A 25635-nucleotide genomic window follows, 5' to 3' on the forward strand; every position below is an offset into this window, starting at 1 on the left:
CACCCTACGCGGCCGGCAATATCGACCGGATAGGATCAGCGGTATGACTGCATCGTCGGCAAGGACGCCGAACGCACCATCGCCGGAGCGTCTCAAAGTGGCCGAAGAGGCCCCCGGATTCATGCCGCTCGACGAGGCACAGACACTTTTCGAGATCGCGGGAGAGTATCTGGCCCAGCCGAATTCGACTCGAGTCGGAATCGAGATCGGCACCTACTGTGGCAAATCCACCGTCTTCCTCGGCGCGGCCGCCGAACACTACGGGGCGACCATCGTGACGGTCGATCATCATCGTGGCTCCGAGGAGCACCAGCCCGGCTGGGAGTACCACGACAAGTCCCTCGTCGACCCGCACACCGGGACGCTCGACACCTCGACGCGCTTCCGCCGGACCATGTACGACGCGGGCCTCGAGAACACCGTGATCGGCATGCTCGCAGGGTCGGCCATCGCCGCGAAGGTGTGGGGCAAGCCTGCCGACTTCGTGTTCATCGACGGTGGCCACAGCATGCAGGCCGCGCAGAACGACCTCGACGGCTGGGCGCCCTGGGTGCGCATCGGCGGCGCCCTGCTCATCCACGACGTGTTCCCGAACCCGGAGGACGGCGGACGGCCGCCCTACGAGATCTATCGTCAGGCGCTGGCCACCGGGCAGTTCACCGAGGTGCGGGCCGAGGGCTCGCTGCGCGTGCTCCGTCGCGACGGCGGCGAGGTCGGCACCCCCCTCGGCTGACCCCACCCCACCCCGGTCCCGCCCCGCCCCCCGTTCGTCCCCCGGGTATCACTTCGCCCACCGCAAGCACGCGGAGGACGAGACCATACCCGGGGGACGAACGGGGGGCGGAGGATGCCGTCACCGGAGGATGCCGGCGGCTCGGAGGGCTGCGATCACCCTGGCGTGGAGAATTCTGGGGCGCATGGAATCCGACCATGTCCATCGGACGACCAGCGGTCCCGTCGCGCGGATCGCATCCTCGCGGAGTTTCTCCTCATAGATGACGTCCTCGGGCAGCGGGTCCCCGAACGGGCTCGACCGGTGATACTTGAGGCGACCGTCGAACTCTCCGACAACTCGGAGCACGCCGTCGACATCCCGCCAGCCGAAGTCGCCGCGCACCGTCTTGCGTTCCCCCTCGAGGTCCACCGGGATCACGACCTGCAGATCAGGTGTGGGGATCAGTGGGTTCTCGGAGAGCACCAGTCGGCTCACGGACTCACCGACGCTCTCTGACAATCCGTTCGCCGAGACCACGGTCGATCGCAGCATCGCAATGCCGTGGTGCCGTCGCAGTTGGTCGACCTGCTCTCCGATCTCTCCCATCGTCACGCCGAGGTGCAGACCCGAATCGAGAACGCAGACCCCCTGGGCAAATGTGCCGGTGCGCGCGACGTCGCATATCGCTCGGGCACGCGAGGTGACCGGGATGTCGTCGACGATCTCGATATCGGATTCTCTGAGTGCGGCCTGCTGGACGATCCCGCGCTTGATGGTCTTCCCCGTTGTGGCGGAGGTGAAGTGGACGGCCGTGAGATCAGGTCTCAGCAGCGGGATGTGATGCATCGCGGCCCCGAGACGTGGCTGGCGGTGCGCTTCGGTCCTCCGTTGAGCGATGCGGCGATGACCGTCGCGCGGTATCGCTCGAGTTTGGCGGAATAGCCGTCGGCGGACTCGCCTGAGGTTGGTAGGTAAGCGCCGTGCCAGACGCGTTCCTTGGCCCCGGTCGTGACGTCACGACGCAGCCCGGCGTCGGTCATGCCCTTGTCCAGCGCGTCGGCCCGGAACACCAGATGTTCGGCGCCGATGTCGAAGTCGTCCATGACCCGTCATCATGCCGCGATCTCGCGCCGGTGCCCCGAATCCATCCACAGGCCGCATCACCGCCGGCCGCCCCAAGTTCCTCCCCCCGATCTTGTTTCGCTCTCCGACTGCGGCCGGACGAGGAAGCAAGACCCGGGGGACGAACCGTCAGGACATCATCGCCCGCACTTTGCCGAGCACGTCGGGGTAGCGCTGCAGGTGCGCGCCGCCGTTCACGTCGAAGGCGGCTCCGGTGATCCACGCGGCCTTGTCCGATGCGAGGAACACCGCCATGTCCGCTATCTCCTCCGGACGACCGCTGCGGCCCAACGGAGTGTTCTCGATGTACTCCTCGGTGAGCCCCGGAACCATCGACAGTCCGGCTGTGAGCGGGGTGTCGACAACGCCGGGCGCGATCGCATTGACCCGCACCCGGCGCGGCGCCATCTCCAGCGCGGCCACCTCGACGAGCATCGTGACACCGGCCTTCGACGCACAGTAGGCACCGACACCGTTGCCGGGCTGACGCCCGTTCAGGGATGAGATCACGGTGATACTGCCGCCCTCGACGACGCGTTGGCCTGCATGTTTGAGCACCAGGAACGACCCGGTGAGGCAGACGTCGATGGTGGTCTGCCAGTGTTCGAGCGGCAGTTCGGTGATGGCGCCGGGAATCGTCAGACCGGCACAGCTCACGACGGCATGCAGATCCGGTACCGCCTCGAAGCCCGCGGCCACCGATTCCTCGTCTGTCACGTCCATCGTCACCGCGTTGGTGGTACCGCCGATCTCGTCGGCGGCCGTCCGCGCCGCATCGGCGTTCACGTCGGCGATGGTGACGGCATATCCCTCGGCGGCCAGCGCCCGCGCGGTCGCCAGACCGATACCCGACGCTCCGCCGACGACAACGGCAGCAGGCGAGCCGCTCATGAGTCACCGCCCGTGGCGGCCGTCTCGGCTGCGGGCGCGAGGTGTGCGGTCAGGAATGACAGTTGATGCGCGACAGCGGGTTCGAACCAGTCCTTGCCCGCGAAGACGTCGAAGTGATCGCACGGGTAGTGTCGCACCTCGGCGCGCGCCTTGAATCCCGCCTTCGCCGCGGCGTGGGGTGGTGCGCCCTGATCGAAGTCGGCGATCTGCATCAGGACCGGCGCGGTGATCGCATCGGCAGACTTGTCGGCGCGGAAGTTGCCGAGTTCCAATCCGATCGACGCGTCCACCTCGTTGCGCCACGACGGACCGGCGATCGCGAGATAGTCCTCGTAGAAGCCCGGCGACGTCAGCGCGGCCTTCTCTCCCGGCCTCCCGACCACCGGCATCATCGTCGGCGGCCGTCCCATCTTGCCTGCAAGGGCGCTGCCGATCCCGACGACGGTCGATCGCGCCATCCCACCCGCACCGACCTGTGGATAGTGGTGAACTCCTGCCGCGAGACCGTTGACGAGCGGCACCATCGCGATCACGGCGCAGATGTCGGACCGGTCTGCGGCCACGACCAGCGTGTGACCACCGGATTGCGAGACGCCCCAGAGGATGACGCGCTCGGGGTCGACCCCCTCCTGACGCTTGGCCGCGACGATCGCCGCGCGATAGTCATCGGCTTGTCCGGCCATCGAGATCCGTTGTCGTGGTTCGCCACCCGACAAGCCGAATCCTCGATAGTCGAAGGCGAACACCGCGAGTCCGGCGTCGGCGAGGCGCTGCGCGTAGGGCTCGAGACCGGAGTCCTTGGTGCCGGCGAACCCGTGTGCCATCACCACCACGGGCCGACCCGCCGGGGTGTCGAACTCTGACGAGTCAGAGCCCGGGAAATACCAGGCGTCACAGCCTGTTCCGTGGGAATCGAAGGTGATGGTCGTCCTGGTCGTCGTCACTGCGGACCTCCCGGTGCGGCCGCGGCGGCGACCATCGGCTCGTCATGCTCCTCGACCCGGGCCCATGCAGGCGCGCCCTGAACCCTGGCGCGACCGAGACCCGCCGGGATCTCCTTGGCGCGGATGTTGTGTTCGTAGAGGTAATGGTCGAGTTGCTGGGTGTGCCGGGGCCGGTCGAGCATGTGACCGGTGAAGAACTGCTGATCCTCGGCGATCACCCGATGCATCTCCGGCTCCGACGGCAGGCGATACCGCCCGACGGCGTAGGCGCCGAGCAGTCGTGCCTGACATTCGACGAACGGGAACAGTGTCGGGGTCGCTTGCGCGAACCCGGCGAACACGAGATCGTCGATGCCCGGGTAGAACATTCGCTTGTACAGATCGATCCGATTGTCCGGTGCGCTGATGAAGTCCGGATCGAAGAACGGGAAGGTGATGTTGTAACCCGTTGCGTAGATGATGATGTCGAAGTCGTCGGAAGTACCGTCCTCGAAATGGACGGTGTCACCGTCGAACCGCGCGATGTTGGGCTTCGGGATCACGTCACCCGAGCCGAGGCGCAGCGGCAGCTCCACCGACTGCGTCGGATGCGCCTCGAAGAACTTGTGATTCGGCGTCGGCAGTCCGAAGTCCTCCGGACGTCCAGCGGTCATCGGCTGCATGACCTGCATGAATTTCCGCTGCCACGAGAACGGGATGTACGGCGAGGTGTGGTAGTACCGGTCGGCCGGTTTGCCGGCGAAGTACTTCGGCACGATCCAGGCGCCCGATCGCGTCGACAATGTCAGCTTGTTGCCGAGCGCCTTCGACGACAGCTCAACCGCGATGTCGGCGGCGCTGTTCCCGAGACCGACAACCAGAATCCGCTTGTCCGAGAACTCGTGCGGGGTCTTCGGATCGATGTAGTGGTGCGCATGCATGGTGGTCCCGGCGAACTCGCCGGGGAACTCGGGAAACCTCGGGTCCCAGTGGTGTCCGTTCGCGACCACCAGGAGGTCGAACCGGCGTCGACCGCCCCGTTGGGTCTCGAGTTCCCACCCCCCGCCGTCGAGCCGACGGGCATGGGTGACACCGTTCTCGAACTCGATGTTGTCGAGCAACCCGAACGCCTGCGCGTAGGAGTCGAGATAGCGCTTGATCTCTGAGTGATGCGGGAAGTCGGGGTACTCATCGGGCATCGGGAAGTCACGGAACGACAGCTGATGCTTGGACGTGTCGATGTGCAGTGAGCGGTATGCGCTGCTGTGACCGTTCGGGTTGCCGAACGCCCAGTTCCCACCGATCCGGTCAGACGATTCGAAGCAGGTGTACGGCACGCCGTAGTCGGCGAGCATCTTTCCGGACGTGAGACCGCTGATCCCTGCCCCGATGACCGCGGTACGCGGTAGATATGTGCTCATGGTTCCTCGCCTGAGTTGCCCGCATACCGGGCGGTAGACAGATTATTCATTCTGTCTACCGCATTTCGACGCCAGGGTAAACAGAATCCGGAATTTGTCTACAGATTTGCTAGGGTGCGAACGTGAGCGAGGCACCGACGAATCCGCAACCGACGGGCTCCGTCACTGCCCGACTCCTCGACGCGTGCGAGAAGCTGCTCGCCGAGAAGGGAATCCGCTCGACCACCATGCAGGAGGTCGCGGAGACGGCCGGGGTGTCCCGGGCCTGGCTCTATCGACACTTCCCGGACAAGTCCACGCTCATCGGCGCCGCGATCGTGCGGCTCAACGAATCGTTCTGGGGTGACGCCGTCGCCGAACTCGAGGCAATCGACGGCCTCGATCGGCAGGTGAGTGCAGGCGTACGCATCGGCCGTGGCGCCTACGACGATCCCGGAACGCTGCTGATGCGGTTGCGGACCACCGAACCCGACGAATTCGCAGCGTGCGCCGGCGCCGGAGTTGCCGGCCTGATACCCGACCTGGCAGCCTTCTGGCGCCCGTTCATCGACGCCGCCGCCGAGCGCGGCGAGATCCATCCCGATCACGATCTCGACGAGGTGTCCGAATGGGTCGCGCGGGTGCTGATCAGTCTGGGCACCGTCCCCGGCGACGCGGTCGATCCCGATGACGCCGACGCGGTGCTGCGTCAGGTTCGGCGGTATCTGATGCCGGGGTTGCGGGCATCTCCGGGTCAGTGAATAGGCATGTGGCGCAAGTGGTCTCGATACGCCTCTCGCCTAGCGGCTCGACGCTGCTCGACCAGCAGGTAGAAGCTCCACCCGCAGGTTGAGTAGCGACGCACGAGCGGAGCGAGTCCGACGCGTATCGAAACCGAGCAGGCGCGATGGAGCCCCTCAGACCGCGGCCGGGGCGAGACCGAGTTTCCCGGCGAGCTTCGCGAGGTAACCGCTCGCGCGCTCCACACTGTCGTCCGGCAGTCCGTAGAGGACGGTGGTCACACCGATCTCACGCCACTTGTCGAGGCGTTCGGGAACCGGCTTGAAGTCGAGTACGACGATCTGCGGTTCCCCGTCGCGGCCCGCCTCCGACCAGATGCGCTTGAGGAGTTCCACCGAACCCTCGATGTCGTCTTCACCGGGCGTGGTGATCCAGCCGTCCGCACTGCGTGCGATCCACTTGAAATTCTTCTCGTTGCCTGCCGCGCCGACGAGGGTCGGGATCGACGATTGCGGCGGCTTGGGCCACGCCCAGCTGGCACCGAAATCGACGAACTCTCCGTGATATTCGGCCTCTTCCTGAGTCCACAACGCACGCATCGCCTCGAGGTATTCGCGCAGCATGGTCCGCCGGCGCTTCGGCGGCACGTGATGATCACCGAGTTCGTCGAGGTTCCAGCCGAATCCGACGCCGAGGGTGACACGGCCGCCGGAGATGTGATCCAGGGTGGCCAATGTCTTCGCCAGCGTGATCGGATCCGACTGCACCGGAAGAGCCACCGCGGTGGCCAGGCGGATCCGTTCGGTGACCGCGGCGGCCGCGGCCAGGGAGGTCCACGGATCCAGAGTCCTCATGTAGCGGTCATCGGGCAGCGAGGAGTCGCCGGTCTGCGGATGCGCCGCGTCGCGCCTGGTGGGGATGTGACCGTGTTCCGGCACGTAGTACGCAGCGAATCCGGCCTCTTCGATCAGCGGGGCGAGCACATGGGGCTTGAGCCCACGATCACTGGTGAACTGCACGATTCCGAATTCCATGAACCCTCCAACGCCGCGTCGCGATATGTCACGTCCAACCCTGGACGACTGACTGGACACCAGTCTAGGTCATTCAGCGCCCGACGGCCAGGTTTTGTCGCACGTCGCGGAAGATCCCGTTGGCCGCACTGGTCCGACTGATCGCATCAGCAGCGAGAATGACCGCCGCCGACGTCCAGCAACTCTTCTCTACCGGCCACCGTTTGCCGTCGGAATAGACCAGACCGGTCCAGTAGGAGCCGTCGGGATCCCGAAGGTGCTGAATGGATTCCACGAGCGTGACCGCATCTCCGGTGTCCCCGAGCGCATCGAGGGCCAGCGCGAGCTCGCAGGTCTCGGCGCCGGTGACCCACGGCCGATGGTCAACGCAGCGAACACCTTTGCCGTCGACCACGAACTCGTCCCACCGGCGTGCGATGTGTTCCTGGCCCGCCCGGCCTCGCAACGCGCCGCCGAGAATCGGGTAGTACCAGTCCATCGAGTGATCCGACGGCGGTTCGAAGATCTCCGGCCGGTCGCGGATCGCGTCGCCGAGCGCGGCGTGCGCGGTCACCCACTCCTGATCCGGTTGACCTACCTCGTCGGCGATCCGGATCGCGCAGTCGAGCGCCTGGAAAATGCTTGCGTTGCCGGTGATCTGGGCCTGGTCGAACATCGCTCCGGTGCCGTGGTCCCCGCCCCACCGGAACGCGCCGTCGGGACGCTGGAACTTCATCACCAGGTCGATCGCCGACCACACCATCGGCCACATCCGATCGAGGAACCTCGTGTCACCGGTGATCAGGTAGTGATGCCAGACCCCGACCGCGATGTAAGCGCAGAAGTTGCTGTCGACGTTCGCATCCTCGACGTGGCCGATGACGGTACGGATGGGCCACGAACCGTCCTCGCGCTGCAGGCGCCGCGACCACTCGTAGGCCGCCTCCGCCTCCGCGACACGTCCGGTCACCGACAGCGCCATCGCCGACTCGATATGGTCCCACGGATCGGTCTGACCACCCGGGAACCACGGCAGTGCACCCGAGTCCTCTTGCATCGCAGCGACAGCGGCGCCCGTGGCGTCCGTCTGCTGCGCGGTCAGTACCCCGGCGATCGCCGGAAACTGCGTCACGGTGTCCCGGAGTCGGCCGGCTTCCGTAGGTACAGGGCCACCGACTTGCCGATGAACGGGTTGAGTGCCTGCTCCCCCGCCCGGGTCAGCCACGGCTTGCTCATCATGTCCCAGACGAGCAGCTGGTGATATCCCTTCACCAGGAGGTTGTCGTTGTTCTCCACGCCGACAGCACATTTCAGCCACCAGTACGGCGCGTGAAGTGCGTGCGAGTGATCGGTACCGGTGACCTCGAGCCCCGCGCGGGTCAGCTTGTCGGCCAGTTCGGACGCCTTGTAGATCCGGACGTGACCGCCTTCCACCTCGTGGTACTCATCCGACAATGCCCAGCAGACCTTCTCGGGCCAGTAGCGGGGCACGGTGACGGCAGCGACCCCGCCCGGCTTGAGTATCCGCACCATCTCGGCCATCGCGGCTTCGTCACCTGGGATGTGCTCCAGGATCTCGGACATCAGGACGACGTCGAAGCTGTTGTCGGCGTACGGAAGACGAAGTGCGTCACCGACCTCGGCCCGCGCTTTCGCATCGGCCGGCACGTGCCCTTCGGCCATCATCGCGTCGAACATCTCGCCGACATCGGCCATGTCGGATTCGGACTGGTCGAAGGCGATGACATCCGCGCCGCGCCGGAACATCTCGAACGAGTGCCTCCCCTGCCCGGCACCGATATCGATCGCCTTGGTCTGCGGACCCACCCCCAGGCGGTCGAAATCCACTGTCAGCACGCGTGTTCCCTTCGTCGATCCGTGATGTTGCTGTGGTCAGCCCGCGACCGGGCCGGGCTCGGTCGCCACGCCCCCATCGCGCGCGACTCGTTCCAGAACGGTTTCGTAGTGAGCCGCGGTCTTGGCGGCCACCGCCGCCCAGCTGTACCGGTCCTCGACGCGGCTCCGGCCGCCCTGACCGAGTCGACGCCGCAGCTCGGCATCGTCGAGCAGGCGTCCGATGGACTGGGCGAGTTTGCCGGAATCGCCCGGCGGCACCAGCAGAGCCGCCTCCTCCTCGGTTCCGACGACCTCGGGAATCGCACCGGCGCGGGTCGCGACGAGCGGGGTCGCGCAGCTCATCGCCTCGACCGCAGGAAGCGAGAAGCCCTCGTACAGGGATGGGACACAAGCGACCTCGGCCGACGCCAGTAGGTCGGCCATCTCCTCGTCCTCCAGGCCGGAGACCACGCGGACCCGATCTCCGATGGCCAGGTCGTCGATCATCTTGGCCGACGGACCGTTCGGGTCGAGTTTGGACACCAGTACCAGTTCGACCTGACGCTCCGCACTCAGTTTCGCGATGGCCTCCAGCAGGTACGAGACACCCTTGAGCGGCGCGTCGGCACTGGCGACGCAGGCGACGCGTCCCGGGACACGTTCGACGCCCGGACGGAAAACATCCGTGTTGACGCCGAGCGGGATCGTGGTGATGCGGCCCGACGGGATGTCGAATGCCTTGCGGATGTCGACCTCGCTGCTGCGGGACACAGTGAGCAGTTCGGGGATTCGCCGGGAGACGCGACCCTGCATCCGCAGGAACGAATGCCATCGCCATGCGGTGATCTTGCGCCAGCCCTTGGCCGCCTTGACCGCCAGTGTGCGATCGCGGGTGATCGGGTGATGGATCGTCGCGATCAGAGGGAAGCCGGCCTTCTGGATGTCGAGCAAGCCGTAACCGAGGCATTGGTTGTCGTGGACGATGTCGAAATCGTCCCTCCGCTGCTTCAGCAGTCGGGCCACCCGCAGACTGAAGGTGAGTGGCTCACCGAAGCTCGCGGTCCACATCGACCCGACCTCGAGCGCATCGATCCAGTCGCGGTACTCGCTCGGTCGCGGGGTACGGAACGGGTCCGGCTCGTCATAGAGCGCCATGCTCGGCACCTTGGTGAGCTTGACTCCCGCATCGATGGCGACCTGGTCGAGTTCGGGATATGGCTGGCCGGAGAAGATCTCGACCTCGTGCCCGAGCAGTGCAAGCTCTCGGGACAGGTGACGGACGTAGACTCCCTGACCGCCACAATGCGGCTTGCTGCGATACGACAGCAGTGCGACGCGCATCCCTACTGCACCGGTTCCATACCGGCGGCGACCTCGAACTCGTTGAGCGAGACGAACTTCACGCGTCGGCGACCGGCAGACTTGCCGGCATTCTTCTCGGCGGCATCGATGGCCTTCCAGCCATCCATGTCGATCCGACGGGCACCGCGGTCCGACACGATGTCGGCGACGTCGTCGCGAGACGTGGCCGGGCTCGAGAACGACCCCGCCACATAGTCTTTCAGTACGGCCTCCGCGGTCTCCTGACCACATATCCGATTCATGCCGATCCCCCCGGTCGCACCACGTTTGATCCATCCAGTGACGAAGAGTCCCGGCACGACCTCACCGTCGGCCGCGACCTGAACCCTGCCGTCGGTGTTCGGCACGACGCCGTTCACATCGTCGAACGGCAGGTCGATGACAGGTACGCCACGATAGCCGATCGCCCGCAACACCACTCCGGTCTCGATGTCGAAGTGCTCCTCCGACGGGGTCACCGCCACCCGTTCGGTGCCCGGCGCGTACACGTTGCGCACGCACGTCAGCCGCTCCACGTGCCCGTCGCCGCTCAGCTCCATCGGCGAGACCAGGAAGCGGAACACGATGCGCCGGTTCCCCTCGGTGGCCGGCCGCTCGGCGAACTCCCGCGCCAGGCGGATCTTGGTCGCGATGGTGGAATCCAGGGTGTCGTCCTCGAGTGCGGCCTCACTGGCCGGATCGAGGACGAGTTCCTCGGGATCGATCACGACGTCGACACCCTCGACATCACCGAGCGCCAGGAACTCGCTGTTGGTGTACGCCGCCTGCGCGACGCCACGCCGGGCGAGCAAGACGACCTCCTTGACATTCGACTCACGCAACGTTGCCAGCGCGTGATCGGCGATGTCGGTCTTCGCGAGTTCGTCGGGATCGCTGACCAGGATGCGCGCGACGTCGAGGGCCACGTTGCCGTTTCCGACGACCACCGCCCGCTCCGACGACAGATCGACGTCGAGGTCGGCATAGTCGGGATGGCCGTTGTACCAGGCGACGAACTCGGTGGCCGGGATGGATCCGGACAGATCCTCTCCCTCGAGCCCGAGACGTTTGTCGGTGGACGCACCGACCGCGTAGACCACCGCGTGATAGCGCTCGACGAGCTCGGCGTGCGTGATGTGCTTTCCGACCTCGACGTTCAGGAAGTACTGGAAGTTCCGCTTTGCCGCCGTCGCCGCGAAAGTCTTCTCGACGCCCTTGGTGGGTGCGTGGTCGGGCGCGACGCCGGCCCGCACGAGACCGTAGGGCGTCGGCAGCCGATCGAACATGTCGACCTTGACCTGAGGCTTGCGCACGAGTTCCTCGGCCGCGTAGAAGGCCGCCGGACCGGCGCCGATGATGGCGACATGCAGTTCGCCGTCGGGCAACTGCGGCGCCTTCTTCGGGGGTACCAGGCCGCCCTCGACGTCGTGGTCCTTGTAGTAATCGGCGTTGATCTGCAGATACGGTTCGTCGCGCTCCTCGAGTTGGTCATCGGGGAGGATCGCCTCCACCGGACACTCGTCGATGCACGCGCCGCAGTCAATGCACGTCTCCGGATCGATGAACAACATCTCCGCCGTGAAGAACTCCGGCTCATCGGGCGTGGGATGAATGCAGTTGACCGGACACACGCTGACACAACTGGCGTCGTTGCAACATGGTCGGGTGATCACATGCGCCATCTGCTGTTTCCTCGTAATCCAACACGTGGAACGTGTTCTAGTTTTCTCGTCCTGCGTATCTTAACTGTAAAGATACCGGTGGCTGAAAGTAGGGACCGAGTGAGCACCTCGCAAGCAGCGGGAACAACGTTCGAACCATTGTCCGATCGCAAGGAGGGAGCTCGATACTTCGAGGCCGACTATCGCGTCCGGACCGGAGACGTGGACCAGGATATGCGCGTGCGGCTCGATGCCGTGGCGCGCTACCTGCAGGATGTCGCCAACGACAACATCGAGGCCACCGACTACGGCGCCTCCGATCCGTTCTGGATCGTCCGGCGGACCGTGATCGACGTGATCCGCCCGTTCTCCTGGCCTGCCGCGGTGACCGCGCAGCGGTGGTGTGGGGCACTGTCCACACGCTGGACCAACATGCGCGTGCGTCTCAGCGCCGAACACGAGACCAACCGCTTCAACCCCGACGAACGCGAACCGGGACTCATCGAGACCGAGGCGTTCTGGATCAATGTGAACGATCAGGGGATGCCGTCGCGCATCACCGACGAGATGTTCGAGATGCTCTCGGAGATGACCGATGAACACCGGCTGCGCTGGAAGTCCATGAATCCGGACAAGGCGCCCGATCCGTCGTCGATCGAGCTCGAGGACCGCGAGCACGTTCTGCGCATCACCGATTTCGACCCGTTCAAGCACCTCAACAACGCGGCCTACCTGGAGGCGATCGAGGACGAGCTCGTCGCCCATCCCGATCTGGTGGACGGTCCGCACCGCGCTGTCATCGAGTATCTGCGGCCGATCGTGCCCGGCTTGCCGATCACCCTGCGACGGGTACGGGAACCGGAACGGCTTCTCGTGTGGATGCTGATCCCGGGTGACGACGGACCGGTGGTCGCGGCGACGGTGTCGGTGTCGAAGCTGCCGAGAGCGTGACGCCTGACTACTGACCGCCGCTGAGAAGCAGCTCCATCAGTTTGATCGGCGCGGCACACGGGTCCGCGGGCACCGCTGCCGTGCGCGGTTCGACCCACCATGTGAAGACACCGCGACTCGGGGCGCGCGCTGTGACCCCACAGACTGCGGGTCGCTGCGGATCGCGCTGGGTGAACGCCGCCTGGCTGGCCACCTTGATGTTCTCGGTCTCGTAACCGAGCTTCTTGGCGGTCTGCTTCTCGACGTTCGGGTCCCCCCACTCGAACCAGTTGAAGGTGACACTCGCCGAGGTGGCGCCCTCGACGAGCCAACGGCAGATCGCCCCGTTGAAGGTGCCGCGGGCGACGCTTCCGCCGACCGCCTGCGCGATCTGCGCCGTCGAGAGGACCTCGCATTCGAGGAGCAGCTTGTCGTACTGATCGGTGTCTACGTGTCCCTGCTGCTCGCCGTCGGCGGCGCCGACGGCCACCGGCTCGCCGTCGATGTCGCGGGCGCACGCCGTCCCGAGACCGAGGACCAGCAACAGCACCGCGATCAGCGTGAACAGGCGTTTCACGATGCACGCTCGATCGAGAGCCGGGAGAGTTCGCGGGTCGAATCGCAGATCTGATCTGTCGCGGGCGGCGGCTGTGCGCTCCCGAGCGCCTGCGTACCCGCGCTCACCGACCATTCGAAGAAGTCGGCGCCGAAGGCGATACCGATCTCGCAGATCCCCATGTCGGATGCGATGAACCCCTTGTGCCCGTCGATGTCGATGTCCTTGGTGGATTCGCGTGACAACTGCTCGGTGGCCCGTTCGCGGCCGATCGGGGACCCGCGATACCAGTTGAACGAGGCCACCGGCCCAGTGCGGTCGTTGCTGCTGTCCCATTCGCAGACGGACGCATTGTTCACGGTGTTGGCCAGACCGGCGAACTTGGTGATCCGGGTGACCTCCTCGGTCGTGACTCCTCCACACGCGCCGAAGAACGGACCCGCACCGGCCTTACCCGGTGCGTCGGCGGTCGTGGGTGCAGCCGGGTCGTCCGAGTCGTCCGAGCAGCCGGCGAGGGCCACGACCACGACGAGGACAAGGGAGACCAGGAGGCCGCCCTGCATCCGCAGGCGGTCGAGTTCGCGTCGTTCTCGCTTGGTCGGTCGCCCGGCGCCGCGATCCCGGCGCGGCTGGCTCGCGACGATCTCGCGCGGAGGTGGGGGCGGGCTGCGGTCGATGTAGCACTCGGCCGCGGCGGGCGCGGAAACACGTTTGCCGATCAGCTTCGTGACCTCGACGACCCGCTCGTGACCGTGGAGGCGCACCCGGACTTCGTCTCCGATCGCGACGGGTTGTGCAGGCTTGGCGGTCACGCCGTTCACTCGCACATGTCCGCCACGGCATGCCGCACCGGCCGCTGACCGGGTCTTGGTGAGCCGGATCGCCCAGATCCAGCTGTCGACGCGTGTGGTCATCGCTCCTCGGGGTCTACTTCTGACGAGTCAGAAAGTAGTAGCCGGCGCCGGCACCCACAAGGCCCAGCAGGATGGCGAGCGGCCAGTTCAGCAGGAACCCGACGAGGAGGAACACCACGATGCCCGGGGAGACCGCGACGAGACTCATACCGGGGTGCTGACGGACGACTTGGGAGACCGCTTTGCTCTTCGCCGGATCTACCGCCATGGCTCCTCCTTGGTGAGCGGAACGGGGTGACGCTGAGGTTGTCTCCACTGTAACCACGAGAGCGACGCATGCCGCGTGACCGGCGCCGGGGCGGCGCGGCCGTCCCGTCGCGGGGACGCGTCCTCGCGGCCGTCCGCTCTCACCAGCGTGTTCGATCCAGCTGCTCACCGTGATCGCCGGCATCCGCCGCACAACCGAATCCGACCACCCACCGGCCGTCGGACAGCTCGACGCTGCCGAGCATCATCGGGGCTGGTAGCGCGGCCAGGAACTCTCCCAACGCGGCCGGCGACAGCGTCCACACCTCGCCCTGGATGGCCTGGCCACGCTCGGGGTCGCGGAGGAGGCCCGGCTTGGCGGGGACGGTGTCGAGCGCCACGAGGCGGTAGTTCGGCGCGGTGGCCACCTCACGCGACCATCGCGCTCCCCGATCCGAGAGTTCGTGGGTCAACGGGCCCCCGCGCATGTGCGCACCGAACACTGCAAGTTCGGTTGCCGGGGCGCCACTCACCTCGGGCCAGGCAGGCGCGGCATCGGCGGTGCCGTCGAGAAACCGGCGCGCGAGATCGGCGATAGCCGCATCGTCGTGTGCACGCCCCAGGAATGTGACGCCGAATTCTGCACGGGTACCGTCGGTCTCGTCGGTCTGACCGGCCGGCACCGCGAGACCACACAGATCGAAGAGGTTGCAGAAATTCGTGTAGGTGCCCATCCGGGAGTTCACCCCGATCGGGTCCGCGTCCACCTCGGCCAGGGTGGGGTGCATCGGCGCCGTCGGCACCAGCAGGGCATCCGCATCGCCCCACTCCGCCATCGCCTCGGTGTGGAGTTCCGCAAGACGACGACGGGCACGCAGCAGATCAACCGCATCGAAACGCTTTGCGCCGCTGATGATCCCGGACACCACAGGGTCCAGCCCACACCCGGCGGCGTCGACGAATTGTCCGACCGCATCGTAGCGCTCGGCGACCAGGGCATCCTCGTACAGCAACTTCGCCGCGGCCAGGAACGGCCCGAGGTCAATGGGCTTGATCCGTAGTCCCGCGGCCTCGGCCCTGGTGACCGCCGCAGCGAAGGCATCGCGCCACGCGTCGTCGAGTTCGGGCAGATCCGCGGGTACCGCGACGGTCGGCTGCTCGGTGGCGGCCAGCCGCGTGGCCGGACCGAACGGTCGCTTTCCCTGCGCTCTGGCCATCACGGCCATCGCCCGATTCGCGAGATCGAGGTCCGCCGCGAAGATGGTCGCCGTGTCGTAACTCGCGCAGGCGGGCACCACACCCTCTGTCGAGACCACGCCCAGCGTCGGCTTGATCCCGACGATTCCCTGCAGGCCTGCGGGGACGCGTCCCGACCCGGCCGTGTCGGTCCCGATCGCGATGTCGGCTAACCCCAGGGCCACGGCGACGGCCGAACCGGAGCTCGACCCACCCGATATCCGGTCGAGACGTCGCGAATCCCGAACGGCCCCATACGGACTCCGAGTGCCGACGAGTCCGGTGGCGAACTGGTCGAGGTTGGTCTTGCCGATGATCACCGCTCCCGCCGAGCGCAGCGCGGCAACCGCCGGCGCGTCTGCCGACGGCACATAGGCGTAGTCGGGGCACGCGGCGGTGGTCGGGAGCCCGGCCACGTCCACATTGTCCTTGACCGCGAGGACGATTCCCGCCAGTGGCCCGCCGGTGGCCAGCGAGTCCTGATGTTCGGCCAGCACCTCGCTCTGGGGGCGAAGTGCGATGAACACCTCCGGACGGTCGGCCTCGTCGATACGCCGATAGATGTCGGTGATCCTGCTCATGCGACCTTCCCCTGTTCCGCGACCTCCCCTTGCCCGACGGCGTCCGTCAGTGCATCACCCGCCGGTACACTTGCGAACTCACCCTGACGCGACCACCGCTCGCGCTCCTCGGCACGCGCTGCTTCCATCGTGGCACGCCGCCTCGCGATGTCGCCGGCGTTCTCGTCGAGGAACTGCTGGTGCTCGGCGAGCGAGAAGGAGCCGTCGGAGATGCGCACACTGTCGCCGCGGCCTGCTTCCACATCAGCCCGCATGTCGAGGAGTTCCGCCGAACTCACCGGGTACCAACGGATCTGGTCGAAGAACCGGAGCAGCCAGGGGTGCTCCGGGTCGAAGCCCGGCGCAGGCGCCGGATACCGGTGGTTCCACACCTGTGTGGTGCGGCCGACGAACTGGTAACCGCCGGGCCCCTCCATGCCGTAGATGCACATGTAGGCGCCCCCGATCCCGACCGCGTTCTCCGGCGTCCAGGTGCGCGCCGGGTTGTATTTGGTGGTGACCAGGCGATGACGCGGATCGAGCGGCACGGCAACCGGAGCGCCGAGGTAGACGTCGCCCAGCCCCAGCACCAGGTAGCTCGCGTCGAACACGATCTCATGGACATCGTCCACGGACTCCAGACCGTTCATCCGGCGGATGAACTCGATGTTCCACGGACACCACGGTGCGTCGGAACGAACACCGAGCATGTAGCGCTCGATGGCCTCGCGGGTTGCCGGGTCGTCCCATGACAACGGCAGGTGCACGGTCCGGCTCGGGACGACGAGATCTTCCGCGGCCGGCAACTGGCTCTCACACTCGTTGAGCCAAGCGAGCATTCGCCCCTGCGACCACACATCGGGGTCCGCCTTGATCTGCAGTGACCGAATTCCCGGCGTCAGGTCGATGAGTCCGGCGGGTCGCTCGGCGTCGATCCGCTCGCTCAGTGCGTGCACCCGGGCACGCAAGGCGAGATCGAGGTGCATGTCGCCGTACTCGACGAGGATGTTGTCGTCGCCGCTGCGGCGGTAGGTGACCGAGGTGGAGCCGTCCGCGGTGGTGGTGGAACCGAGGATGCCGCCGTCCGGATCGCCGCCAGAGGAGAGAACATCCACAAAGCATGCGCGGCGTCCCAGCCCGGTCTCCGACGGTGACGCGGTCCGATCGCTGCGCACCGGGACGAACTTCACCGTGTCGCCGGGCTTGAGCTGTCCGAGCTTCCACCGCTGAGCTGTCACGACGGTCACCGGGCAGACGAAGCCACCGAGGCTCGGCCCGTCCGGCCCGAGCAGGATCGGCGTGTCGCCGGTGAAATCCAGCGCACCGACGGAATAGGCGTTGTCGTGGATGTTGGAAGGGTGCAGGCCGGCCTCACCGCCGTCGGTGCGGGCCCACTGCGGCTTCGGACCGATCAGCCGGATACCGGTGCGGTCGGAGTTGAAGTGCACCTCGTAAGCCGTGCCGAGGAGGTCCTCGATGTCGTCGGCGGTGAAGAACTCCGGCGCGCTGTGCGGTCCGACGGTGACGCCGAGTTGCCACGTGTGGGTGAACGCCGGCTGCTCGTCACCGAGGACTCGCCGCACCGCGCCGGTGGACAGTCGCGCAAGCGCCAGTTCGTCGCCGTCGTCGAGCTTACGACCGTTGTGACCGCCGAACCGCCCGAGAGTGAAGGTCGACTTGCTGCCCAGATAATCCTCGGCGTCGACCCCACCGGAGATCGCGATGTAGGCGCGCATGCCGAGATCGGCCGCCGCACCGACGTCGAGGACATCGCCGGCCTCGACGTCGATCGGCACCCATTGCGGCACAATCGATCCGTTGACGGTGACCACCGCGGGTGCACCGGTGACCGCCACCCGCGCCGACGCCGCGAAGCGCAGGGCCGGGCCCATCATGGTGGCTTCGAGCGCTGCCGCGTGATCAGGATTGCCCACCGCCTGGTTGGCGAGCCGGAACGAGAGGTCGTCCATCGGTCCCGACGGCGGCACACCGACCTTCCAGTAGCCGACCCGGCCGGGCCAGTCCTGGATGGTGGTGAGCGGCCCCGCACGGAGAACGGTGATGGTGGCCATGGGGAGTCAGCTCCTCGTGTCTGTTCGCGGTCTAGCCCGCTGCGGGGCGCGTGACGATGACGCGGACCGCCGTCGGGTCGAATCCGTTGCAGGGGTTGTTGATCTGCGGGCAGTTGGAGATCAGCACCAGGGTGTCGACCTCCGCACGCAACGCGAGCCGCTTCCCGGGTGCGGACAGCCCGTCCACGATGCCGAGGGAACCGTCGGGATCGACCGGCACGTTCATGAAGAAGTTGACGTTGCCGACGAGGTCTCGTTTACCGAGGCCGTGGCGCGCACCGCCGATGAGAAAGTTCTCCACACAGGCGTGCTGATGTTTGGTGTGGTGGCCGTATCGCAACGTGTTGGACTCCTGCGAGCAGGCGCCGCCGAGTGTGTCGTGATTGCCCACCTCGTCGTCGACGATGGTCATCATCGGAGCGGATTCCTGGTCGCGGATCACCGTGCCGGTGGTGAGGAAGACGTTTCCCTGCGCGGCGATGGTGGCCTGCGCGGAGTATCGGATCGTATGGTCGTGGCCGCCATAGAAGAGAGTGTCGACGGCCTGGTTGCCGTAGAGGTCGACGATGGTCAACACGTCACCGGCGGCGATGACGCCGGACCACGGAGCCCGCTCGCCGACCTCGGCGTCGTCGATCACCGCTCCGGGCACGAGGGCCAGGTCGGCCGCGTCACGTTGAGACATGGTGGTGGTCATGGTGTTCTCCTTGCAGGGTCGGTCGGGTGCTCAGAAATGGGCCGCGGCCCAGGCGTCTTCGGAGTTCGCCACGGCGCGCTGGTATTCCGGATCGGTCGAGCCGACCGACGACAGCAGGTCGTCGAGATCGTCGGGCGCCTGCCAGCCGAGCACCTCGAGGGGGCCTGCCGTGAACACCGGCGCGGGATCGAGGGGATGTGCGGTGTTGACGATCGCAACGATGCACGGCAGATGCAGGATCAGGTCGACGGACTTGTCCAGCCCCGCCGAGCCCTTGGAAGTGAGCGTGCCGTCGGCCTCCACCACGACGCCGTGGAAGAACGAGAGCGACGGCGCCACGTCGGCTGTGCCCAGCCCGTTCTTGGCAGCGGCCAGGGTGAACAGCTCTCGTCCGGCCGGGCTGTCCGAATGAGCTGCTCCGGCACCGTACTTGGCCAGGTTCGATCCCACGGTGGTGGTACCGCACAGGGCGTCGTGATGGGCGCTGTCGTCGGCGACGACGGTGGCGAGTACCCGGCCCTGGTCGCTGAGCAACGGGTGCCCGGTGGTGACGTATGCCTGCCACGGCACCTTGACGGTGTCGGCGACGTTGAGCCGCTCCCACGGTGCGTCCACGCGCCACAGCATCAGGTGTGCGCAGGCGCTGCCGGTGACGTCGCGGAGGCGCAACCTGGTGCCGCGGGCCAGTACCTTGCTGGTGTAACGACCGCCGGGAACCGTTTCGGCCCAGGTCAATTGGGATGGATCGACGTCGGCGGGCGGATTCGGCCAGGCGCTGGCCGGCACCACCGGCATCGAGTCCGTGAGGGTGCCGGCCTGTGAGCGTGCATGCTCACGGGCGCCTGCGGTGCTGGCGGTGGTTGCGGTGCCGGACATGGTGATGAAACTCCTTGGAGGGTGGGATGGGTGGTCGACCCTTCGAGACGCTCGCAAGCTCGCTCCTCAGGGATCGAGGGACGTGGCGGGGTTCCGGAGCCCGGTCCCTGAGGTGTGAGCGAAGCGAGCCACGAAGGGCGGGCGACTACGCGCCGACGGTGACCGGCTTGGGATGTTCCTTGCCCCGCGGGAAGCAGGCGATGCCGACGAGCACGGTGATCGCGATGCAGATCGGACCCGCCCAGCGCAGGATCGGCATCTCCCCCGCCGGATCGAACACCTCGGCCCGCGGCCAGGACAGATTGACCACCATGAACGCGCCGTAGAGGACCGCGAGGAGGTTCACGACGATACCGAGACGACCCATCGAGAACAGCTTCTTGCCCTCGGCATCCACCGCGACGCCGCCCTTCGGCCAGCCCTGGAATCGGCGGTACAGCATCGGCGCGGTGACGGCGAGGTAGGCCAGGTAGATGAGGATGATGCAGACGCTGGCAAGGGTCGCGAAGATCGCCGAGTTGCCGACGTTGACCACGAGGATGCCGATGCAGAGCAGTCCGATCAGGATCGACGGTGCGATCGGGGTGCCGGTGCGTTCGTTCACGTGGGACAGCGTCTTGGAGAACGGGAGCCGTCCGTCGCGAGCCATCGAGAACATCAGCCGCGAGCACGCCGTCTGGATCGCCAGGGTGCAGATGAAGATGGCGACGGCGACATCGCACAGCAGGACCTTGCCCCAGAAGCTGCCGAGAACCGAGTCGAGAACGTAGGGCAGACCGCCGGTGGCGAGTTCGTCGTCGAGGGTGGGCGCCGCCATGAGTGCACCGAGCAGCATCAGTCCGCCACCGATCGCGGAGACCGTCAGGGCGAGACGGATCGTTCGGGGAGCGACCCGCCGCGGGTTCCTGGTCTCCTCGGCGAGTTCACCGGCCGAGCCGAAGCCGACCATGACGTAGGCGGCCATGAGGCCCGAGACGATGAACGCCCAGATGTAGCCGGGTTGCTGGCCGGGGATGCCGGTGTCGAAGACGACGTCAGGCCCGCGCTTGGCGTGGGTGAACAGCGCGAGGACCACCGCGACGACGCCGACGAGCTCGCAGGTGACGCCGATGTTGTTGATGCGGCTCATCCAGGAGATGCCGACGCAGTTGATGGCCGTGACGATGACGAGCAGGATCGAACCGAGCAGCACCGCGTTGGCGGCACCGCTGGTACTGGTCAGGGTCGGGTCGTCGCCGATGATCTGGAACCCGCTCCACACCGACGGCAGGACCACCTGCAGTGCAATGGCCGCGGCCGAGGCCGTGACGACCTGGGCGATCATCATGAACCAGCCGCCGAACCAGCCGATCACCTCTCCGCCCATTCGCCGCGACCACTGGTAGATGGCGCCCGAGATCGGGTAGCGCGCGGCGATCTCCGCGAAGCAGAGCGCAACCAGGAACTGACCTGCGTAGACGATGGGCCACGTCCAGAAGAACGCCGGCCCGCCGAACCCGAAGCCCAGGCCGAACAGCTGAAAGATCGTGGTGAGGATCGACACGAAGGAGAAGCCGGCGGCGAACGACGCGAACGTGCCGAGAGATCGGTGCAACTGTTGGTCATAGCCGAACTCGGACAGATCATCGGCATCGCCGCCCGACGATGTCGGCGGCTCGGCCGGAGGGGTGATGGCGGTGGAGGTCATGATCGTTCGCCTCTCTGCTGAGGGTCGGGAGCTCCACGGTGAGCTTTTATCTGTCGAGTGACAGATAACCGTTCGGCGATTTCTGTCGAATGACAGAAATGTTTCGAACCGGAAAACGCACGCTACGTCTGTGTAACACCACCCCAGGTCAGCGCGTCGGCACGGGCGGTAACGGTGCACTAGGGTGATTCTGTCGACCGACCAACAACACGAACGGGGACGAGATGGCGACGCCTCCGGCTTCATCGCGCACGGCCGCGAGCCCGGGACGGCCACGGCTCGTCAAGCCGAAACGCCGGGGCGAGACCGCCCGCGACGAGATCCTCGACGCCGCAGCCGAGCTGTTCACCCGCCACGGGTACACCGGGACGTCGACGCGGATGATCGCCGACGCCGTCGGAGTCCGGCAGGCATCGCTATATCACTATTTCAAGACCAAGGACGACATCCTGGCCGCTCTGCTCGCGACCACCGTCGATCCCTCACTCGAGCAGGCGCGTGAGCTCCTGACGTCCGAGGGGGAACCGCTGCAACGCCTGCTCGATCTCGCCCGCTACGACGTCACGCAGCTTGCGGCAGCGCGGTGGAACCTCGGCGCACTCTATTTGTTGCCCGAGCTGGCCGACGTGAGGTTCGGCGAGTTCCGCGCCGCCCGCCAGGAATTGTCGGCCGCATACGAAGCGCTCGCCACCGCGGCCCTGGCCGACGTGTCCGACACTCGCGGACTGTTGCCCTTCCGGCTCGTCGAGTCGGTCATCATGATGCGGTCCGACGAGACACGCGGCGAACTCGGCGCTCACACGGTCACCGGACTGGTCGACACCATCGTGGGCGCCATCGAGATGCTGATGGAGCACAAGCCGACGCAATCGGCCGACGAGTAGGGCTGAGAGGAGCCTCCGGAAGCGAGGAAGTCCCGGCTCGTCGAGCGAGATCTTCACTCGAATCACATTGTGGGGATGTCGAATACATTTGCAGGGAGATATCTCCTGCCTCAGGTCACCGACTGAGATTCTCTGGTTTGCCAACCCGGCAATCACATTCCGCTGCCGATCGGATTCACGTCGATCGCGGCTGAGCCGAATCTTGTCGGTGTCGTGCCTTAGATTGGTTGTCAGCAGGATCGGTTGATGATGAATCCGAGGTCGGCCTCCGTTGTTGGGGCTGGTTTTCGAAGAGATATGTGGGAACGGTCCTGGTGTTCCCTGATCTCTTCGTGCGAAAGGGTGTCCTCGGTGTCGGGTCCGGCGTGGTCGTTGTCGTCGTGGTGGGGTGTCGCCTCACCATGGCCCGACCTCGCACCGCTGTTCACCGGCGATGTCGGTGCCGACGAGATCCCCGACGCCGACACCAACGACCTCGTGGGCTCGTTCGTCGCACTGCAACGCGGCCAGTCGTTTCTGGCGTGGCAGCGCTACCGCACCGCGGCCGAGCTGCATTCCCGGATCGTCGGCAACACTCCCGATCCGCACGCGTTGTTCCTCAAGGATGGTTTCGCCGACTGCGCCGCCCGGATCGCGGTGGCGTTGAGCATCACCCAGCAAGCCGCCGAAAAAGTCATCAACCAAGCCCTCGCGTTGCGCGACCGGCTACCCCTGATCGCCGAACGTCTCCGTGACGGACGTATCTCGGCCGAACTGGTCGCGACGATCATCTCCCGCACCGACCTGATCGACGGCCACGACCACGCGACCCTCATCGACGGTGAGATCGCGGCCGCCCTCGACCTCCATCAAGGAGCATGGTCACGCGAACGCCTGCAGGACATGGTCGACCGGATCGTATTCCGGCATGATCCCGACGCCGTACGCGAACAACGCCGCCGCGCCCTCGACGCGCGCGGCATGTGGGTGCACGCCGGGAAAGATGGCACGGCCACACTGACCGCGACCATGGCGGCCGAGAACGCACGCATCGCCGCAGCCGCAGTGAAAGCCCTGGCCGCCGCGGTGTGCGAGTGCGATGGCCGCACCCGACAGCAACGCGCGTCGGATGCCATGTTCGCCCTGTTGTCGGGTACCCCCTTCGAATGCCAATGCGGTACGTCGCAATGCGGCGCCCAGATCCCCGAACCCGCCACCATCCCGCCGGTCGACTCCACGGTCGTCATCCACGTCGTCTGCGACGAAGCCACCCTCAACGGCACCGCCGACCATGCCGGCTATGTCGCCGGGCACGGGGTGGTCTCCGACGAGCACGTCCGCGATCTCGCCGCGCGCCCCGACGCCGTCATCAAACGGCTCGTCCCGCCGGGCACACCCCAGAACCCGGACGGCTCATTCACGCTGCCCGCACATCTGACGTCCGACCCGTATCGGCCGTCGGCCGCCCTGGACACCTTCGTACGGATTCGCGATGGCTACAGCGTCATCCCCGGCAACACCACCTCGTCCTTCGACGCCGACGTCGACCACGTCGCCGAATACGATCACCACTTCCCCGCGTTCGGCGGGCAGACCACCCCCGACAACCTCAACGCCAAAGACCGCTTCGGGCACCTGCTCAAAACCTTCGGCAACTGGGTCGACGACCAGTACCGCGACCACACCGGCAGATTGCGCACCGAACTCACCACCCCGGAAGGACTGATCATCTCCGGCGTCCCCGAACACCTCGACATCCTGTTCCCTGGACTGCGCCGCATCCGATTCACCGCGCCATCGCAAGCACCACCGTTATCCACGCCGGGACCGCAGCCATCACCGCCCACCCGCTCGCAGAGCCGGGTGGCGGCCAAGCACGCCCGCAGACAACAAGAACGCGAACGCAACCGCAAACGCCGCGAGGCCACCGACGACTGATGCGATCGCTAAGGTGATCTGCATGGCAGGCCGCAGCATGCGTTTCGATCCGATCGCCGAGGCGCGTCAGAACTGGTCCGATGCCGGCTGGGGCGACGTCGCCGACGGGATGGTCGCGGTCACCTCGGTCATGCGTGCCCACCAGATCCTGCTGGCCCGCGTCGAATCGGCGTTACGCCCCTACGATCTGAGCTTCTCCCGTTTCGAATTGCTACGGCTGCTGGCATTCTCCCGGCAGGGCGCTTTGCCGATCACCAAGGCGAGTGACCGGCTGCAAGTCCATGTCACCAGCGTCACCCACGCGATCCGGCGCCTCGAGGAGGCCAAGCTGGTCCGCCGCGTGCCTCATCCGACCGATGGACGCACGACTCTGGTGGAGATCACCGACCTCGGCCGCTCGACCGTCGAGGACGCGACGGCCACGCTCAACACCGAGGTGTTCGGCGACGTCGGGATGAGCGACGACGAGATGGCCGCGATGGTGACGGCGATTCAGTCGCTTCGGCGAGACGCCGGGGACTTCTGAGCCTCGCCTCACGTCAGAAACGTCATTGCGCGGGTTGCTGGTTCAGTGCAGCGACGTGATGATCGCGCTGAAGTCCAGGCCGGCGTGCTGTTCGGCAAATGCCTTGTACAGCTGGGCGGCATGGGTACCGAGTGGCGCCCGGGACCCGGTGCTGGCCACCGCATCCATCGCCAGACCCAGATCCTTGTTCATCAGTGCCGTCGCAAAGCCGGGCTTGAAATCGTTGTTCGACGGCGAGGTCGGGACCGGACCGGGAACCGGACAGTTGGTCTGGACCGCCCAGCAGTTGCCGGTGGCACCGGTGATCACGTCGTAGAGCGCCTGGTCGGAGAGTCCGAGCTTTTCGGCGAGCACGAACGCTTCACCGACCGCGATCTGCTGAACGGCGAGCACCATGTTGTTGCACACCTTCGCGGCCTGGCCCGCGCCGGCGCTGCCACAGTGGATCACCTTGCCCGCCATCGGGTCCAGCGTCGAGCGCGCGGCGATGAACGCGTCGTCCGCACCGCCGACCATGAAGGCGAGCGTGCCCGCGACCGCACCCTTCACCCCGCCGGACACCGGGGCGTCGAGTTGGGCGAAGCCGTGCTCGGCGGCCTGCTCGTTGATCTCCCGCGCGTCATCGACCGAGATGGTGGAGCTGTCGATGAAGAGCGCGCCGGTCGGCGCCGCGGGCAGGATGTCGGCGTAGCACTTCTTCACGATCGGCCCGCTCGGGAGCATCGTGATCACCACTTCGGCTGCCGCCACGGCCTCGACCGCCGTCGGGAAGGTCTCGACACCGTTCCCCTGCGCAGTCTTCACCGCCTCCGGCACCGGATCGAACCCGTGCACGGTGTGTCCGGCCGTCACCAGGTTCGCCGCCATCGGCCCACCCATGTTGCCCAGTCCCAGAAAGGCGATCGTCGTCATTGTCGAATCTCCCAATGTGAATTCGGTTGTGCTGGTGAA

General features: G+C 66.4%; 25 protein-coding genes. 6 read left to right on the plus strand and 19 right to left on the minus strand.

What is annotated here, in order from left to right; genetic code table 11:
- The first annotated feature begins 43 nt into the window (after window positions 1–43).
- Window positions 44–733, plus strand: a complete 690-nt coding sequence (locus OVA31_RS05180) for a class I SAM-dependent methyltransferase (protein WP_267630034.1) — start codon at window positions 44–46, stop codon at window positions 731–733.
- A 120-nt stretch (window positions 734–853) separates the two neighbouring features.
- On the opposite strand, the gene OVA31_RS05185 is transcribed toward OVA31_RS05180, so the two are convergent.
- The 5 genes from OVA31_RS05185 to OVA31_RS05205 all read right to left on the minus strand — a co-directional run bounded on the left by OVA31_RS05185 (window position 854) and on the right by OVA31_RS05205 (window position 5072).
- Window positions 854–1561 (minus strand): hypothetical protein, encoded by a 708-nt coding sequence (locus OVA31_RS05185; protein ID WP_267630035.1) that lies wholly within the window; start codon window positions 1559–1561, stop codon window positions 854–856.
- A complete protein-coding gene (locus tag OVA31_RS05190; protein ID WP_267630036.1) occupies window positions 1540–1818 on the minus strand; it encodes a hypothetical protein in 279 nt (92 codons plus the stop codon). The genes OVA31_RS05185 and OVA31_RS05190 overlap by 22 nt, the downstream gene beginning before the upstream one ends.
- A gap of 148 nt (window positions 1819–1966) precedes the next feature.
- Window positions 1967–2728 carry an SDR family NAD(P)-dependent oxidoreductase gene (locus OVA31_RS05195; RefSeq protein ID WP_267630037.1) on the minus strand — a complete coding sequence of 254 codons (762 nt, stop codon included), beginning with the start codon at window positions 2726–2728 and terminating at the stop codon, window positions 1967–1969.
- Window positions 2725–3672: an alpha/beta hydrolase gene (locus OVA31_RS05200; RefSeq protein ID WP_267630038.1), complete on the minus strand. Its 948-nt coding sequence runs from the start codon at window positions 3670–3672 to the stop codon at window positions 2725–2727. The genes OVA31_RS05195 and OVA31_RS05200 overlap by 4 nt, the downstream gene beginning before the upstream one ends.
- A complete protein-coding gene (locus tag OVA31_RS05205; RefSeq protein WP_267630039.1) occupies window positions 3669–5072 on the minus strand; it encodes a flavin-containing monooxygenase in 1404 nt (467 codons plus the stop codon). Before OVA31_RS05205 ends, OVA31_RS05200 begins: the two co-directional genes overlap by 4 nt.
- Window positions 5073–5194: 122 nt before the next feature.
- Here OVA31_RS05205 and OVA31_RS05210 point away from each other — a divergent pair, with 122 nt between their 5' ends.
- Entirely contained in the window at window positions 5195–5812 is a 618-nt protein-coding gene (locus tag OVA31_RS05210; protein ID WP_267630040.1) for a TetR/AcrR family transcriptional regulator, read from the plus strand.
- A gap of 156 nt (window positions 5813–5968) precedes the next feature.
- Here OVA31_RS05210 and OVA31_RS05215 read toward each other — a convergent pair whose 3' ends face one another.
- From OVA31_RS05215 to OVA31_RS05235, 5 genes are all read right to left on the minus strand, one after another.
- Window positions 5969–6826 (minus strand): LLM class F420-dependent oxidoreductase, encoded by an 858-nt coding sequence (locus tag OVA31_RS05215; RefSeq protein WP_267630041.1) that lies wholly within the window; start codon window positions 6824–6826, stop codon window positions 5969–5971.
- Between the two features lie 73 nt (window positions 6827–6899).
- Window positions 6900–7937, minus strand: coding sequence for a prenyltransferase (locus tag OVA31_RS05220; protein WP_267630042.1), 1038 nt, complete (start codon window positions 7935–7937; stop codon window positions 6900–6902).
- Window positions 7934–8662, minus strand: coding sequence for a class I SAM-dependent methyltransferase (locus OVA31_RS05225; RefSeq protein WP_267630043.1), 729 nt, complete (start codon window positions 8660–8662; stop codon window positions 7934–7936). Before OVA31_RS05225 ends, OVA31_RS05220 begins: the two co-directional genes overlap by 4 nt.
- Window positions 8663–8698: 36 nt before the next feature.
- Window positions 8699–9982 carry a glycosyltransferase family 4 protein gene (locus OVA31_RS05230; RefSeq protein ID WP_267630044.1) on the minus strand — a complete coding sequence of 428 codons (1284 nt, stop codon included), beginning with the start codon at window positions 9980–9982 and terminating at the stop codon, window positions 8699–8701.
- Between the two features lie 2 nt (window positions 9983–9984).
- Window positions 9985–11664: an FAD-dependent oxidoreductase gene (locus OVA31_RS05235; RefSeq protein WP_267630045.1), complete on the minus strand. Its 1680-nt coding sequence runs from the start codon at window positions 11662–11664 to the stop codon at window positions 9985–9987.
- A gap of 99 nt (window positions 11665–11763) precedes the next feature.
- Between OVA31_RS05235 and OVA31_RS05240 the strand changes: the two genes are divergently transcribed.
- Window positions 11764–12594 (plus strand): acyl-[acyl-carrier-protein] thioesterase, encoded by an 831-nt coding sequence (locus OVA31_RS05240; RefSeq protein WP_267630046.1) that lies wholly within the window; start codon window positions 11764–11766, stop codon window positions 12592–12594.
- 7 nt (window positions 12595–12601) lie between these two features.
- On the opposite strand, the gene OVA31_RS05245 is transcribed toward OVA31_RS05240, so the two are convergent.
- The 8 genes from OVA31_RS05245 to OVA31_RS05280 form a co-directional block, all read right to left on the minus strand.
- A complete protein-coding gene (locus tag OVA31_RS05245; protein ID WP_267630047.1) occupies window positions 12602–13150 on the minus strand; it encodes a DUF3558 domain-containing protein in 549 nt (182 codons plus the stop codon).
- Entirely contained in the window at window positions 13147–14043 is an 897-nt protein-coding gene (locus tag OVA31_RS05250) for a DUF3558 family protein (protein WP_267630049.1), read from the minus strand. Before OVA31_RS05250 ends, OVA31_RS05245 begins: the two co-directional genes overlap by 4 nt.
- Before the next feature lie 13 nt (window positions 14044–14056).
- A complete protein-coding gene (locus tag OVA31_RS05255; RefSeq protein WP_164311027.1) occupies window positions 14057–14251 on the minus strand; it encodes a hypothetical protein in 195 nt (64 codons plus the stop codon).
- 139 nt (window positions 14252–14390) lie between these two features.
- A complete protein-coding gene (gene atzF, locus OVA31_RS05260; RefSeq protein WP_267630050.1) occupies window positions 14391–16046 on the minus strand; it encodes an allophanate hydrolase in 1656 nt (551 codons plus the stop codon).
- A complete protein-coding gene (locus OVA31_RS05265) occupies window positions 16043–18097 on the minus strand; it encodes a 5-oxoprolinase/urea amidolyase family protein (protein ID WP_267630052.1) in 2055 nt (684 codons plus the stop codon). Before OVA31_RS05265 ends, atzF begins: the two co-directional genes overlap by 4 nt.
- A 31-nt stretch (window positions 18098–18128) precedes the next feature.
- Window positions 18129–18794, minus strand: a complete 666-nt coding sequence (locus tag OVA31_RS05270) for an urea amidolyase associated protein UAAP2 (protein ID WP_267630054.1) — start codon at window positions 18792–18794, stop codon at window positions 18129–18131.
- Between the two features lie 30 nt (window positions 18795–18824).
- Window positions 18825–19670, minus strand: coding sequence for an urea amidolyase associated protein UAAP1 (locus OVA31_RS05275; RefSeq protein ID WP_267630055.1), 846 nt, complete (start codon window positions 19668–19670; stop codon window positions 18825–18827).
- Between the two features lie 145 nt (window positions 19671–19815).
- Window positions 19816–21357, minus strand: coding sequence for an amino acid permease (locus OVA31_RS05280; protein WP_267630057.1), 1542 nt, complete (start codon window positions 21355–21357; stop codon window positions 19816–19818).
- Window positions 21358–21581: 224 nt separating this feature from the next.
- On the opposite strand from OVA31_RS05280, the gene OVA31_RS05285 reads away from it, so the two are divergent.
- From OVA31_RS05285 to OVA31_RS05295, 3 genes are all read left to right on the plus strand, one after another.
- On the plus strand, window positions 21582–22241 hold the full coding sequence (locus OVA31_RS05285; protein WP_267630058.1) for a TetR/AcrR family transcriptional regulator: 660 nt from the start codon (window positions 21582–21584) through the stop codon (window positions 22239–22241).
- Window positions 22242–22592: 351 nt separating this feature from the next.
- On the plus strand, window positions 22593–24158 hold the full coding sequence (locus OVA31_RS05290) for a DUF222 domain-containing protein (protein ID WP_267630059.1): 1566 nt from the start codon (window positions 22593–22595) through the stop codon (window positions 24156–24158).
- Window positions 24159–24180: 22 nt separating this feature from the next.
- Entirely contained in the window at window positions 24181–24684 is a 504-nt protein-coding gene (locus tag OVA31_RS05295) for a MarR family winged helix-turn-helix transcriptional regulator (protein WP_267630060.1), read from the plus strand.
- Between the two features lie 42 nt (window positions 24685–24726).
- Here OVA31_RS05295 and mmsB read toward each other — a convergent pair whose 3' ends face one another.
- Entirely contained in the window at window positions 24727–25596 is an 870-nt protein-coding gene (mmsB, locus tag OVA31_RS05300) for a 3-hydroxyisobutyrate dehydrogenase (protein ID WP_267630061.1), read from the minus strand.
- Between the last annotated feature and the right edge of the window lie 39 nt (window positions 25597–25635).

Origin of the sequence: Gordonia sp. SL306 (assembly GCF_026625785.1) — a bacterium.
Classification (GTDB): domain Bacteria; phylum Actinomycetota; class Actinomycetes; order Mycobacteriales; family Mycobacteriaceae; genus Gordonia.

Coding starts and splice junctions, on each gene's coding strand:
- atzF (WP_267630050.1), bottom strand. CDS start 16,046: ATGAGCAGGATCACCGACATCTATCGGCGTATCGACGAGGCCGACCGT.
- OVA31_RS05230 (WP_267630044.1), bottom strand. CDS start 9,982: ATGCGCGTCGCACTGCTGTCGTATCGCAGCAAGCCGCATTGTGGCGGT.
- OVA31_RS05280 (WP_267630057.1), bottom strand. CDS start 21,357: ATGACCTCCACCGCCATCACCCCTCCGGCCGAGCCGCCGACATCGTCG.
- OVA31_RS05265 (WP_267630052.1), bottom strand. CDS start 18,097: ATGGCCACCATCACCGTTCTCCGTGCGGGGCCGCTCACCACCATCCAG.
- OVA31_RS05255 (WP_164311027.1), bottom strand. CDS start 14,251: ATGGCGGTAGATCCGGCGAAGAGCAAAGCGGTCTCCCAAGTCGTCCGT.
- OVA31_RS05275 (WP_267630055.1), bottom strand. CDS start 19,670: ATGTCCGGCACCGCAACCACCGCCAGCACCGCAGGCGCCCGTGAGCAT.
- OVA31_RS05190 (WP_267630036.1), bottom strand. CDS start 1,818: ATGGACGACTTCGACATCGGCGCCGAACATCTGGTGTTCCGGGCCGAC.
- OVA31_RS05205 (WP_267630039.1), bottom strand. CDS start 5,072: ATGAGCACATATCTACCGCGTACCGCGGTCATCGGGGCAGGGATCAGC.
- OVA31_RS05295 (WP_267630060.1), top strand. CDS start 24,181: ATGGCAGGCCGCAGCATGCGTTTCGATCCGATCGCCGAGGCGCGTCAG.
- OVA31_RS05215 (WP_267630041.1), bottom strand. CDS start 6,826: ATGGAATTCGGAATCGTGCAGTTCACCAGTGATCGTGGGCTCAAGCCC.
- OVA31_RS05250 (WP_267630049.1), bottom strand. CDS start 14,043: ATGACCACACGCGTCGACAGCTGGATCTGGGCGATCCGGCTCACCAAG.
- OVA31_RS05235 (WP_267630045.1), bottom strand. CDS start 11,664: ATGGCGCATGTGATCACCCGACCATGTTGCAACGACGCCAGTTGTGTC.
- OVA31_RS05180 (WP_267630034.1), top strand. CDS start 44: ATGACTGCATCGTCGGCAAGGACGCCGAACGCACCATCGCCGGAGCGT.
- OVA31_RS05185 (WP_267630035.1), bottom strand. CDS start 1,561: ATGCATCACATCCCGCTGCTGAGACCTGATCTCACGGCCGTCCACTTC.
- OVA31_RS05195 (WP_267630037.1), bottom strand. CDS start 2,728: ATGAGCGGCTCGCCTGCTGCCGTTGTCGTCGGCGGAGCGTCGGGTATC.
- mmsB (WP_267630061.1), bottom strand. CDS start 25,596: ATGACGACGATCGCCTTTCTGGGACTGGGCAACATGGGTGGGCCGATG.
- OVA31_RS05270 (WP_267630054.1), bottom strand. CDS start 18,794: ATGACCACCACCATGTCTCAACGTGACGCGGCCGACCTGGCCCTCGTG.
- OVA31_RS05285 (WP_267630058.1), top strand. CDS start 21,582: ATGGCGACGCCTCCGGCTTCATCGCGCACGGCCGCGAGCCCGGGACGG.